At 75.1% G+C, this 12,824-nt stretch carries 11 protein-coding genes; 6 read left to right on the top strand and 5 right to left on the bottom strand.

The window, feature by feature from the left end; genetic code table 11:
• Positions 1 to 15: 15 nt before the first annotated feature.
• The 4 genes from ACI78S_RS20420 to mce all read right to left on the bottom strand — a co-directional run bounded on the left by ACI78S_RS20420 (position 16) and on the right by mce (position 4,550).
• On the bottom strand, positions 16 to 1,296 hold the full coding sequence (locus tag ACI78S_RS20420) for a class F sortase (protein WP_456976762.1): 1,281 nt from the start codon (positions 1,294 to 1,296) through the stop codon (positions 16 to 18).
• Positions 1,297 to 1,334: 38 nt separating this feature from the next.
• Entirely contained in the window at positions 1,335 to 2,546 is a 1,212-nt protein-coding gene (locus tag ACI78S_RS20415) for a DivIVA domain-containing protein (RefSeq protein ID WP_456976760.1), read from the bottom strand.
• Positions 2,547 to 2,652: 106 nt separating this feature from the next.
• Complete coding sequence (gene ccrA, locus ACI78S_RS20410) at positions 2,653 to 3,984, bottom strand: crotonyl-CoA carboxylase/reductase (RefSeq protein ID WP_456976758.1); 1,332 nt, start codon at positions 3,982 to 3,984, stop codon at positions 2,653 to 2,655.
• Between the two features lie 110 nt (positions 3,985 to 4,094).
• A complete protein-coding gene (gene mce, locus ACI78S_RS20405) occupies positions 4,095 to 4,550 on the bottom strand; it encodes a methylmalonyl-CoA epimerase (protein WP_456976756.1) in 456 nt (151 codons plus the stop codon).
• A gap of 184 nt (positions 4,551 to 4,734) precedes the next feature.
• Here mce and ACI78S_RS20400 point away from each other — a divergent pair, with 184 nt between their 5' ends.
• Genes ACI78S_RS20400 through ACI78S_RS20390 form a run of 3 tightly spaced genes read left to right on the top strand, consistent with a single transcriptional unit; the run spans position 4,735 to position 8,460 of the window.
• Positions 4,735 to 5,925, top strand: a complete 1,191-nt coding sequence (locus tag ACI78S_RS20400; protein ID WP_456976754.1) for an acetyl-CoA C-acetyltransferase — start codon at positions 4,735 to 4,737, stop codon at positions 5,923 to 5,925.
• Positions 5,922 to 6,953 carry a methylmalonyl Co-A mutase-associated GTPase MeaB gene (gene meaB / locus ACI78S_RS20395; protein WP_456976752.1) on the top strand — a complete coding sequence of 344 codons (1,032 nt, stop codon included), beginning with the start codon at positions 5,922 to 5,924 and terminating at the stop codon, positions 6,951 to 6,953. Before ACI78S_RS20400 ends, meaB begins: the two co-directional genes overlap by 4 nt.
• Before the next feature lie 37 nt (positions 6,954 to 6,990).
• On the top strand, positions 6,991 to 8,460 hold the full coding sequence (locus ACI78S_RS20390) for a phytoene desaturase family protein (protein WP_456976750.1): 1,470 nt from the start codon (positions 6,991 to 6,993) through the stop codon (positions 8,458 to 8,460).
• A 47-nt stretch (positions 8,461 to 8,507) separates the two neighbouring features.
• Here the strand turns inward: ACI78S_RS20390 and ACI78S_RS20385 are convergent, their stop codons facing one another.
• Positions 8,508 to 8,852, bottom strand: coding sequence for a DUF559 domain-containing protein (locus ACI78S_RS20385; protein WP_456976748.1), 345 nt, complete (start codon positions 8,850 to 8,852; stop codon positions 8,508 to 8,510).
• Between the two features lie 694 nt (positions 8,853 to 9,546).
• Between ACI78S_RS20385 and ACI78S_RS20380 the strand changes: the two genes are divergently transcribed.
• The 3 genes from ACI78S_RS20380 to ACI78S_RS20370 are packed head-to-tail and all read left to right on the top strand — an operon-like array spanning position 9,547 to position 12,807.
• On the top strand, positions 9,547 to 10,080 hold the full coding sequence (locus tag ACI78S_RS20380) for a MarR family winged helix-turn-helix transcriptional regulator (RefSeq protein ID WP_456976746.1): 534 nt from the start codon (positions 9,547 to 9,549) through the stop codon (positions 10,078 to 10,080).
• Positions 10,081 to 10,112: 32 nt separating this feature from the next.
• On the top strand, positions 10,113 to 11,792 hold the full coding sequence (locus ACI78S_RS20375) for an acyl-CoA mutase large subunit family protein (RefSeq protein ID WP_456976744.1): 1,680 nt from the start codon (positions 10,113 to 10,115) through the stop codon (positions 11,790 to 11,792).
• A gap of 46 nt (positions 11,793 to 11,838) precedes the next feature.
• A complete protein-coding gene (locus tag ACI78S_RS20370) occupies positions 11,839 to 12,807 on the top strand; it encodes a tetratricopeptide repeat protein (RefSeq protein ID WP_456976742.1) in 969 nt (322 codons plus the stop codon).
• Positions 12,808 to 12,824: the final 17 nt, after the last annotated feature.

The raw sequence follows: 12,824 nt of genomic DNA, 5'->3' as shown, positions 1-12,824 counted from the left end.
GCGGGGGCCGGTCGGTCAGGTGGCGCGGGCCGAGACGACCACGTTGTCGAGGTAGCTGCGCGCCTCCCGGTCGAACGCGCCGCCGCAGGTGATCAGCCGCAGCTGCGCGTCGGGCGTCGGCGCGTAGACCTCCGCGGCGGGGAAGGCCGCCTTGGGGTGGCGGGCCACCGCGGTCACGACGAACCGCGCCGTCGTGCCGTCGGCCCGGTCGACCAGCACCTCGTCGCCCGGCGCCAGCTCCCGGAGGCGGAAGAAGACCGCCGGTCCGCGGGAGGAGTCGACGTGGCCGGCGAGCACGGCCGGCCCCGGCTCGCCCGGGGCCGGACCCGACGCGAACCACCCGGCCAGGGCCGGGTCGGCCGACGGCACCAGCGCCCCGGACGGGTCGGTGCCGAGCCTGGCGAGCGGGCTGTCGACGCCGATCGCCGGCACCCGCACCCGGACCGGCGCGGCCGGGGCCGGGACCGCGGTCGCCGGCGGGGCGCCGCCGTGGACCGCCGCCGCGACCAGCGCCAGCAGGCTCCCGAGCGGTGACGGCGCGGCCGTCCCGCCCGCGCCGGCCTCCACCCCGCCGACCGGCACCACCGGCGCCGTCGTGGCGTCGCGCACGGGTCGCACGTCGAGGCCGCCGCCCTCCCGGTCGAGCACGAGCAGGCTGGACACCGTGCCGGCCGCGAGGTCGAGCGGCACCTCGACCGGCGGGCCGCCCGCCGGCGCCACCCGCAGCGTGGTGCGCCCGCCGGGGACGTCGACGTAGCCACCGCCGGCGCCGAACGCCAGGTCGGCGGCGAGCGGCGGCGCACCCGGCACCGCGGCGTCCAGTGCCGGCGCGCCGGCCGCCGCGGCGAGCAGGCGGACCCGTGCGGTGCCGGGAGGCGGCAGCGAGAGGTCGTCGGGCAGGACGGCGAGGTCGAGGTCGGCGAAGGCGCCCACCCCCGCCACGGTGCGCGCCGTGCCGGGCCGCACGTCGACGGTGGTGGAGAGCACCGGCGGTCCGGCGGGGTCGGCCCCGGCGGCCCGCAGGCTCACCGTCCAGGTGCCGGGGGCCACCGGCAGGTGGTCGGTCACCGTGCCGTAGCCGAGGCCGGTCAGGGTCACCGGTGCCGCCGCGCCGCCCGGGGCGTCGAGGGTGACGTCGACCGCGGGCGAGTCCGGCGACAGGTGCGCCACGCGCAGCAGTCCCTCCTCCGCCGCGCCCGCCGGGGCGGCGGGCAGGAGGAGCGCCGCCAGCGCGAGCCCGACGGCGAGCAGCAGGACGAGAAGGGGTCTCGTACCCGGCCCCGTCCCCGGGCCCACCCCGAGCCCGCGAAGGGTGGGGAGGACGGGGTCCTCGTTCAGCGGCGGCCCTGCCCGGACGGCGACTCGATGACCTGCGTGGGCGGGGACTGGGCCGGCGTCGCGCCGGTCGAGGAGCTGCCCGACGGCGCCGGCGCGGGCCGCGGCGGCACCGGCACCCGGGCGCCGGCGGCGGGCTCGGGCTGCACCTGCGGCTGCGGCTTCGTCGCGGGCCGGCGCTCGGTCGGCTGGTCGGCGTTGACCACCGGCTGGACGGCGGTGGGCGGTCCGGCCGGTGCAGGTGCCGGCGCCGGCGCGGGTGCCTCCTGCCGGATGGGCTGGCGGGCGGCCGCCGACTCGCCCTCCGCGGTGCGGACGGTGAGCTGGTTGGTCGTCGGGCCGGTGGGCTGCGGCCGGCGGTCCTCGGCGGCGGGCCGGTCGGCGGGGGCCTGCGCCCGCTCGCCCTGCGGGCGGTCGCCGAGGTCGGGCAGGCTGCTGAGCAGCTGGCGCGCCTGCAGCAGGCGGGAGGTCAGCTCGTCGCGCACCTCGCGGATCGCCGCCGCCCTCGCCTCGGCCTCGGCGACGATCTGCGCGGCGTGCTGCTCGGCGGCCGCGACGCGCTGGCGGGCGGCCTGCGTGGAGACCCGCTCGCGCTCCTCCTCCTGCCGGGCGGCCTCGGCGCGCTTGGTGCGCAGCGCGATCTCGAAGTCCTCCTCGGCCTTGGCGCGGCGGGCCTGCGACTCGGCGTCGAGGCGGGCCACCCGCTCCTGCGCCTTCTGCACCAGCTCGTCGGCGCGGATCTGCGCCTTCGAGGCGATCTGCTCGGCGTTCTGGCGCGCCTCGGCGAGCATCCGCTCGACCTCGGCCTGACCGGCCGCGTGGCGCTCGGCCATGGCGCGCTCCTCGGCCGCGGTCTGCTCCCGCACGGCCAGGGCGTCGCGCTCGGCGGCCGCCCGGATGTCGGCGGCCTCCTCCTCGGCCAGCCGGAGCATGTGCGAGATGCGCTCGCTCATGTTCTCGAAGGTCGGCGCGGCGGCGGTGGCGGCCTTGCGGCGCAGCTGCTCGATCTCCGCGTGCATGGCGGAGAGCTGGCCGGCGAGGTCGGAGGACCGGGCCACCGCGGCGTCCCGGTCGGCGATCGCGATGCGGAAGTCCGCCTCGAGGCGCTCGATCGTCTCCGCGACCTGGTGCCGGTCGTAGCCGCGCAACACCACGTCGAAGGAGTGCTGAGCCTCGTGCATCGGCATCATGTCGCGGTGCGGGTCGCTCATGCGCCCATCCTCTCAGACGACGAGCCGCCGCACGGCGTGTCGGCGGGACGACGTCGCGGTTCGCAGCCGGCAGCCCGGAACCCCTCGCCCCGTGCGGACGTCGTCCTCAGACCCCGCGGAAGCGGTTGATCTGCTGCTCGAAGCGCGCCCGCTTCTCCCGGTCGCGGACGCCCAGGCCCTCCTCGGGGGCCAGGGTGAGCACGCCGACCTTGCCCTGGTGCGCGTTGTTCTTCACGTCGCAGGCCGCCTGGCCGACGTCCTCCATCGCATAGGTCTTCGACAGGGTCGGGTGGACCAGCCCCTTGTCGATGAGCCGGTTGGCCTCCCACGCCTCCTTGTAGTTGGCGAAGTGCGAGCCGATGATCCGCTTGAGGTTCATCCACAGGTACCGGTTGTCGTACTGGTGCAGGTACCCGCTGGTCGAGGCGCAGGTGACGATCGTGCCGCCCTTCCTGGCGACGTAGACGCTCGCGCCGAAGGTCTCCCGGCCGGGGTGCTCGAAGACGATGTCGACGTCGTCGCCGCCGGTCAGCTCGCGGATCCGCTTGCCGAACCGCTGCCACTCCCGGGGGTCCTGGGTGTCCTCGTCCTTCCAGAACCGGTAGCCCTCGGCGGTGCGGTCGATGATCAGCTCCGCGCCCATCGACCGGCAGATCTCGGCCTTCTCCGGGCTGGAGACCACGCACACCGGGATCGCGCCCCCGTTGAGCGCCATCTGGGTGGCGTAGGAGCCCAGCCCGCCCGAGGCGCCCCAGATGAGCACGACGTCGCCCTGCTTCATCTGGGCGCCGTTGCGGCTGACCAGCTGCCGGTAGGCGGTGGAGTTGACGAGCCCCGGGGCGGCCGCCTCCTCCCAGGACAGGTGGGCCGGCTTGGGCATCAGCTGGTTGCTCTTGACCAGGGCCAGCTCGGCCAGGCCGCCGAAGTTGGTCTCGAAGCCCCAGATCCGCTGCTGCGGGTCGAGCATCGTGTCGTCGTGCCCGGCGGCGTCCTCCAGCTCCACCGACAGGCAGTGGGCGACCACCTCGTCGCCGGGCTGCCACCGGGTCACGCCGGGGCCCACCCGCAGGACGACGCCGGCCAGGTCGGAGCCGACCACGTGGTAGGGCAGGTCGTGCCGCTTGGTCAGCTCGTTCTGCCGCCCGTAGCGCTCGAGGAACCCGAAGGTCGACACCGGCTCGAAGATCGACGTCCAGACGGTGTTGTAGTTCACCGACGACGCCATCACCGCGACGATCGCCTCGCCCGGGGCGAGCTCCGGCGTGGCCACCTCCTCGACGTGCAGGGACTTGCGCGGGTCCTTGTCCTTGGTGGCCAGGCCCTCGAACATGTCCTGCTCGTCCTTGCGCACCAGGACGGCGCGGTAGGACTCGGGCACCGGCAGCCCGGCCACGGCGTCCAGCTGGTCGGCGAGGATCGCGTCCCTGATCTCGTTCACGGCGTCTCCCGGTCTTCGTCGGCTGCGGGGGGCGGTGCGGGCGGGGAAGGGGCAGTGGGTGCGACCGGCCGGATGTTACCGATGAGTAACCGGTACCGCGAGTCCTGGGATCAGTGCCCGGTCGCGGCCGGCTGCACCAGCTCGACCAGGACGCCGCCGGCGTCCTTGGGGTGCACGAAGTTGACCCGGCTGCCGGCCGTGCCGCGCTTGGGGACGTCGTAGAGCAGCCGCAGCCCGCGCTCGCGGAGGGTCCGGCCGGCCGCCTCGACGTCGTCCACGCGGAAGGCCAGCTGCTGCAGGCCGGGGCCGCTGCGGCCGATGAACTTCGCGATCGTCGACTCGGGGGTCAGCGGGGCCAGCAGCTGGATCCGCGTCTCGCCGTCCCCGACCGCGAGCATCGCCTCGTGCACGCCCTGCTCCTCGTTGACCTCCTCGTGCACCGAGGTGATGCCGAAGGCGAGCTCGTAGAACGCGATCGCCTCCCGGAGGTCGGGGACCGCGATGCCGACGTGGTCGATGGTCGTGAACAGGTCGGCGGGCAGACCCGGGCGCGCGTCGGAGGTCATGGCGGCATCCTGGCGCAAGACGTCTCAGACGACATCGGGGTGTGGTGGGCATCACCTCCCGGCCGCAGACCTGGGACCGGGGAGGGCCGCCGCCTATCCTGAGCTGCAGCCCGACGCGGCGCGCTCTGCGCGGTCCGCCCACGACACGGCCGCCAACGACGGCGGCCCGGCACTGGAGGTCCCCATGCCCCGATCGGTCATCGTCAGCGGCGCCCGGACCCCGATGGGCCGCCTGCTCGGCTCGCTCAAGGACTTCTCCGCCGCCGACCTCGGCGGCGTCGCGATCAAGGCGGCGCTGGAGCGGGCCGGCCTCTCCGGCGACCAGGTCGACTACGTGATCATGGGCCAGGTCATCCAGGCCGGCGCCGGCCAGAACCCGGCCCGCCCGGCCGCGGTGGCCGCCGGCATCCCGATGTCGGTCCCGTCCTTCACGCTCAACAAGGTGTGCCTCTCGGGCATCGACGCCATCGCCCTGGCCGACCAGCTCATCCGCGCCGGCGAGTTCGAGGTCGTCGTGGCCGGCGGCATGGAGTCGATGACCCAGGCGCCGCACCTGCTGATGAACTCGCGCACCGGCACCAAGTACGGCGACACCGCGCTGGTCGACTCCATGGCCCACGACGGCCTGTCCGACACCTTCGACCAGATCGCCATGGGCGCGCTCACCGAGCGGGCGAACGCCTCCTACCAGCTCACCCGCGAGGAGCAGGACGCCTTCGCCGCCGCCTCGCACCAGCGGGCCGCGGCCGCGCAGAAGAACGGCCTGTTCGACGACGAGATCGCCCCGGTGCTCATCCCGCAGCGCAAGGGCGACCCCATCGAGTTCCGCGAGGACGAGGGCATCCGCGCCGACACGACGGTGGAGACCCTGTCGAGGCTGAAGCCGGCCTTCGCCAAGGACGGCACGATCACCGCCGGCACCGCCTCGCAGATCTCCGACGGCGCCTGCGCGGTCGTGGTCATGAGCGCCGAGAAGGCGGCCGAGCTCGGCCTCACCCCGCTCGCCGAGATCGGCGCCCACGGCGTCGTCGCCGGCCCCGACGCGACCCTGCAGACCCAGCCGTCGCGGGCGATCGCCAAGGCCTGCGCGCGCGAGGGCATCGACCCGGCCGATCTCGACCTGGTCGAGATCAACGAGGCGTTCGCCGCGGTGGGCATCGTCTCCACCCGCGAGCTCGGCCTCGACCCGGAGAAGGTCAACGTCAACGGCGGCGCGATCGCGCTCGGCCACCCGGTCGGCATGAGCGGCGCCCGCATCGTGCTGCACCTGGCCCTCGAGCTCCGCCGGCGCGGCGGCGGCGTGGGCGCGGCGGCGCTGTGCGGTGGCGGCGGGCAGGGCGACGCGCTCGTCCTGCACGTGCCCGCCGGGGCGTGACCGACTTCCCGGAAGCCACCGCGGTCCCGACGCCGGCCCCCGCCGCCCCCCTCGGGCGGCGCGGGCGGCGGAAGGCCGACGTCCCCGAGCTGGTCGCCCGCGCCCGGGAGGGCGACGCGCGCGCCGTGGCCCGGCTGATCTCGCTCGTCGAGGACGCCAGCCCGGCGCTGCGCGAGGTCGCCGCCGCCCTCGCCCCGCACACCGGCCACGCTCAGGTGCTCGGCCTGACCGGCTCGCCGGGGGTGGGCAAGTCGACGACGACGACGGCGCTGGTCCGCGCCTTCCGGCAGGCCGGCAAGCGGGTCGGCGTGCTCGCCGTCGACCCGTCGTCGCCGTTCTCGGGCGGCGCGCTGCTCGGTGACCGCGTGCGGATGCAGGACCACGCCGGCGACAGCGGCGTCTACATCCGCTCGATGGCCTCCCGCGGGCACCTGGGCGGCCTGGCCTGGGCGACCCCGCAGGCGCTGCGGGTGCTGGACGCGGCCGGGTGCGACGTCGTCCTGGTCGAGACCGTCGGGGTCGGGCAGTCGGAGCTGGAGATCGCCTCGCTGGCCGACACCACGCTGGTGCTGGTCGCGCCCGGCATGGGCGACGGCATCCAGGCGGCGAAGGCCGGGATCCTCGAGGTCGCCGACGTCTTCGTCGTCAACAAGGCCGACCGGGACGGCGCCGAGCAGACGGTGCGCGACCTGCGGTACATGCTGTCGCTGGGCGGGCGGCACTCCGAGGCCGGCGCGTGGCGGCCGCCGATCGTGAAGACCGTGGCCGCCCGGGACGAGGACAACGGCATCGACGAGGTGCTGGCGCGCGTCGACGAGCACCGGGCGTGGCTGGAGTCCTCCGGCGAGGGGCACCGGCGGCGCGCCGAGCGCGCGGCCGCCGAGATCGAGGCGATCGCGCTCGCCGCGCTGCGCGAGCGGCTCGGTGACGTGCACGGCTCGGCCGCCCTGGGGGCGCTGGCCGGCAAGGTGGTGGCGGGGGAGACCGACCCCTACACGGCGGCCGACGAGCTGGTCGCCCAGCTGTAGACGTTCGACCCGGCCCCGGCGCGGGAAGGGAGCGGCGGTGAACGGGAAGCCGGACGCCGTCGTCGTCGGTGCGGGACCGAACGGGCTGGCGGCCGCCCTGCGGCTGGCCGCGGCCGGGTTGCGGGTGCAGGTGGTGGAGGCCGCCGAGCGCCCCGGCGGCGGGATGCGCACCGAGGAGCTGATGCGCCCCGGCTACCACCACGACGTCTGCTCGATCGTGCAGCCGATGGCCGCGGCCGCCCCGTTCTTCCGCGAGTTCGACCCCGAGAGCCGCGGCGTCCGGCTGGTGCACCCGGAGCTCAACTACGCCCACCCGCTCGACGGCGGCCGGGCCGCGGTGTCGCACCGGTCGCTGGAGGAGACCGCGGCCGGGCTCGGCCGGGACGGCACTGCCTACCGCCGGCTGTTCGAGCCGCTGGTCGCGCACGGCACCGACGTCGTCGACTTCTTCCTCACCAGCCGGCTGCGGCGGCTGCCAACCCGCAGCCCGGTGCAGATCGCGCAGTTCGGCCTCAACGGCCTGCCGAACGTGCGCTGGCTGGCCCGCCGGTACTTCGAGACCGAGGAGGCGCAGGCGCTGCTGGGCGGGGCGGCGGCCCACGGCATGCTCGACCTGTCCCGGCCGCTGACCTCCGCGCTGGGGATGCTGCTGACGATGCTGGCGCACCACGTCGGCTGGCCGCTGGTCGAGGGCGGGTCGCAGGCGCTGGCCGACGCGATGGTCAGGGCGCTGGAGGAGCAGGGCGGCGAGGTGGTCACCGGCCAGCACGTGACCGACCTGCGCGAGTTCGAGGGCGTCCCGGCGGTGCTGCTGAACACCACGCCCGAGGCGTTCCTGGCGATGGCCGGCGACCGGGTGCACGAGGGGTACCGGCGGTGGGTGTCGCGGTACCGGCACGGCGCCGGGGTGTTCAAGGTGGACTGGATCCTGTCGGAGCCGGTGCCGTGGACCAACCCCGACGTCCGCCGGGCCGGCACGATCCACGTGGCCGGCACCCTGGAGGAGACGATCGCCGGCGAGCGGGCGCCGAACGAGGGCCGGCTCACCGACAGGCCCTACGTGCTGGCCGTGCAGCCGACGGTGCCCGACCCCACCCGCGCGCCCGCCGGCGGGCACATCTTCTGGGCGTACGTGCACGTGCCGCACGGGGCCGACGTCGACGTGACCGAGGCGGTGGAGAACCAGATCGAGCGGTTCGCCCCCGGCTTCCGCGACACGATCGTCGAGCGGGTCACGAAGAACGCCGTCGAGATGGAGCGCTGGAACCCCAGCTACATCGGCGGCGACATCTCCAACGGCCAGGCGACGCTGCGCCAGATGCTCGCCCGGCCGGTGCCGCGGTGGAACACCTACAAGACCCCGGTCGACGGCGTGTACCTGGCCTCGGCCGCCACGCCTCCCGGGCCCGCGGTGCACGGCGCCTGCGGGGACAACGCCGCCCGGGTGGCGCTGCGCGAGGTCTTCGGCGTCCGGGAGGCCCCGCCGCTCAAGCCGCCGCTGCGGTAGGGGCCGCCGCGCCCGGATGCGCCTGCGCGCGGTGTCCGGAGCCGCCGTCACCGCCCGGAGACGTATCCGGACGCAGCCAGGGCCGCGGCGATCCGCGCGATCAGGGGTGCCGGGTCGGCGAGGTCCTCGGCGGTCACGAGGACGACCGTCCACCCGGCCGCGGTGAGCCGGTTCAGCCGGCGCCGGTCCCTCGCCACGTTCTGGCCGTGCCAGCGCCCCTCGTGCTCGACCGCGACCCTCGCCTCCGGCCGCGCGAAGTCGACGCGGGCGACGGATCCGCCGGCATCCCGCACGACGTGCTGCGCGACCGGTCGCGGCAGCGACGAACGGTGCAGCAGCAGCCGCAGCCGCGTCTCCTGCGGCGACTCGGCGAGACCGTCGGCCAGTGCCACCGCCCGGCGCACGAGCCGGCACGCGGGGCCCGGCAAGACGCCGGCGGCGTCGTGGACATCGGCCGGGGCGATCAGCCCGCTGCGCAGGAAACCGGTCGAGATCGACCACCGCGTCGTCGAGCGGCCGGCGTCGCGCCAGATCGAGTGCCGTGCGGACCGGCGTGGTGACCGCGACCCCGCGGCGGCGGGTGACCTCGTCGGGCACCAGGAGGCGGCGGGTGACCTCGACGCCGCGAAACGGCGCCTGCCCGGCAGGACGGCTCGACCACGCACTGGACGTCGTCGTCGGGCGCGGCCAGCTCGACCCCCCACACCACCGCCGCGCTCCGGCCGGTGAGCACGGCACCGCGGAGCAGCACCCCGGCCACGGCGACGGCGCGCAGTCGGTGGTCGAGCGGCAACGAGGCGCAGGCGTAGGTGTCGGGGAACAGCCGCCGCCGGGCCGAGCTGCACAGCTGCGCCTCGGTGAGCAGGCCCGACCGCACCGCCGAGGAGCCTCGGAAGATCTTTCCGCTCAGGCGGTCGGGACGTGGGGGCGGCGGAGGCACGTCCGCACCCTGCCGGGTGCGGCGGGCGACAGGGGGCCTTGTCCACAGGTCGACGTCGACGATGCGCGTGCGGGTGCTGTCCCGAGCGGGTGATGCCGCCCCGATGCGCATCCGGGTGCTCCGTACCGCCCGGTAGCGTTCCCCGCATGGTCCGTGCGCTGGGGCTGCCCTTCGACCCGATCGAGCGCGCCGGGGAGACCTGGGAGCAGCGGTTCGGGCCCGCGGCGGCGATGCGGGCCGCGACCTCGGTGTTCCGGGTCCAGCAGATCCTGCTGGCCCGCTTCGACGAGGTGCTCAAGCCGCACGAGCTGACCTTCGCCCGCTACGAGGTGCTCGTGCTGCTCACGTTCAGCCGCACCGGCGAGCTCCCGCTGAAGGTCATCGGCAGCCGCTTGATGGTGCACCCGACCAGCGTCACCAACGCGATCGACCGGCTCGTCGCGGCCGGCTACGTGGAACGCCGGCCCAACCCCGCCGACGGCCGCGGCGTGCTGGCGCGCATCACCGACGCCGGCCGGGCCGTCGTGGAGGCCGCCACCGGGGAGCTCACGGCGCTCGACTTCGGCCTGGGCGACCTGCCCGACGCCGAACTGGACGCGCTGTTCGACATCCTGCGGCGCGTCCGCCTGGGCGCGGGTGACGTCGCCGGCGTGGGAGCGGCGGATAGTCGGACGTCCTAGCAGATTTTGTTCGGACGTCCTAGCATCTCGTCATGAGCGACGACGCCCGGCAGCGGTGGCAGCAGCGGTACGACGCGGCGCTGGCGGCCGGGAAGGTCCGCGACGCCGACTTCACCACGCTGTCGGGCGCCGAGGTCGACCCCGTCTACGGCCCCGCCGACGAGTCGAGCGTCCCCGGGTTCGAGCGCATCGGCTATCCCGGCGAGTTCCCGTTCACCCGCGGCCTGCACGCCACCGGCTACCGCGGGCGCACGTGGACGATCCGCCAGTTCGCCGGCTTCGGCAACGCCCGGCAGACCAACGAGCGCTACAAGATGATCCTGGCCGAGGGCGGCGGCGGCCTCTCCGTCGCCTTCGACATGCCCACCCTCATGGGCCGCGACTCCGACGACCCGCGCTCGCTCGGCGAGGTCGGCCACTGCGGCGTCGCCATCGACTCCGCCGCCGACATGGACGTCCTGTTCGACGGCATCCCGCTCGGCGACACCACGACGTCGATGACGATCAGCGGCCCGGCCGTCCCGGTGTTCTGCATGTACCTGGTGGCCGCCGAGCGCCAGGGCGTCGACCCCCGCCGGCTCAACGGCACGCTGCAGACCGACATCTTCAAGGAGTACATCGCGCAGAAGGAGTGGCTCTTCGCCCCCGAACCGCACCTGCGCCTCATCGGCGACCTCATGGAGTACTGCGCCGAGCACATCCCGGCCTACAAGCCGATCTCGGTGTCGGGCTACCACATCCGCGAGGCCGGCTCGACCGCCGCGCAGGAGCTGGCCTACACCCTCGCCGACGGCTTCGCATACGTGGAGCTGGGCCTCTCCCGGGGCCTGGACATCGAGACGTTCGCCCCCGGCCTGTCGTTCTTCTTCGACGCGCACGTCGACTTCTTCGAGGAGATCGCCAAGTTCCGCGCCGCCCGCCGGATCTGGGCGCGCTGGCTGCGCGACGTCTACGGCGCGACGACGGAGAAGGCGCAGCAGCTGCGCTTCCACACCCAGACCGCCGGCGTCAGCCTCACCGCGCAGCAGCCGGACAACAACATCGTCCGGACGGCGCTGGAGGCGCTCTCCGCCGTGCTGGGCGGCACCCAGTCGCTGCACACCAACGCCCTCGACGAGGTGCTGGCGCTGCCCAGTGCCAAGGCCGCGCAGATCGCCCTGCGCACCCAGCAGGTGATCATGGAGGAGACCGGGGTCGCGAACGTCGCCGACCCGCTCGGCGGCTCCTGGTACGTCGAGGCGCTCACCGACGACATCGAGCGCCGGGCCGAGGAGATCTTCGCCCGGATCAAGGACATGGGCACCGACGGCACGATGACGTCGGGCATCCTGCGCGGCATCGAGGACGGCTGGTTCACCGGCGAGATCGCCGAGGCCGCCTTCGCCTACCAGCGGGCTCTGGAGAAGGGCGACAAGAAGGTCGTCGGCGTCAACACGCTGACCGGCTCGGTGGACGCCCACGACCAGCTCGACATCCTGCGGGTCGGCCACCAGGTGGAGAAGGACCAGAGGGCCGAGCTCGCCGAGCGGCGCCGCACGCGGGACGACGACGCCGCGCGCACGGCCGTCACCCGCATGGTCGAGGTCGCCCGCACCGGGGCGAACATGCTGCCGGCCATGCTCGACGCCGTCCGCGCGGAGGCCACCCTCGGCGAGATCTGCGACGCGCTGCGGGAGGAGTGGGGCAGCTACACCGAGCCCGCGAGGTTCTGAGAAGGGGCCGCGACACGCCCGATCGCGCGGTGGGATGATCGTCCCCATGCAGCCGAACCGTCCCGGTCGTCCCGATCCGCGGGCGCAGGCGCAGCAGGCGCAGATGGCCGCCTCGCTGGCCGGTGCCGTCGACCTCGCCGCCGTGAAGGCCCGCTCCGAGGCCGCCGCGCGCGCCCAGGCCGCCCCGCCGCCGAGCGCCACCGCCCCCGCCGGCTCGCCCGGCAGCGCCGTCGTCGACGTCACCGAGGCGACCTTCCAGTCCGAGGTGCTCGACCGGTCCTTCCAGGTGCCGGTCGTGCTCGACCTGTGGGCCGAGTGGTGCGGGCCGTGCAAGCAGCTCTCACCGGTCCTCGAGCGGCTGGCCGCCGAGGGCGGCGGCTCCTGGGTGCTCGCCAAGGTCGACGTCGACGCCAACCCGGCGCTGGCCCAGGGCCTGCGGGTGCAGGGCATCCCGGCGGTCAAGGCGGTGTGGCAGGGGCAGCTGGTCGCCGAGTTCACCGGCGCCATCCCCGAGGAGCAGGCCCGCCAGTTCGTGACCGAGCTGGTGCGCGCGACCACCGGGGGAGCGGTCCCCGGCGGGGCGGGAGCGGCGGCGGGGGAGCCGGAGGACCCGCGGCTCGACGCCGCCGAGGCGGCCCTGGAGCGCGGCGACCTGGCCGCGGCGGAGGCCGCGTACCAGGCCATCCTGGCCGAGGACCCGAACCACCCCGACGCCGCGCTCGCGCTGCGCCAGGTGCAGCTGTTCCGGCGGGCCGAGGAGGCCGGCCCGAACGCCCTGGCCGACGCCGACGCCACCCCCGACGACGTGGCCGCGCAGACCCGGGCCGCCGACCTCCTGCTCGGCACCGGCCAGGTCGAGGCCGCGTTCGACCGGCTGCTCGACGTCGTCCGCCGCACGTCGGGCGAGGACCGCGACCAGGCCCGCAAGCACCTGGTGGAGCTGTTCGCGGTCGTCGGCGACCAGGACCCGCGGGTGGGCGAGGCGCGCCGCAAGCTGTCGCTGGCCCTGTTCTAGGCGGCCCCTTCCGGGAT

The organism is Geodermatophilus sp. SYSU D00815 (genome assembly GCF_054050035.1).
Note: the sequence above shows the minus strand (reverse complement) of the source record. Positions and strands in the feature narration are given on the sequence as shown.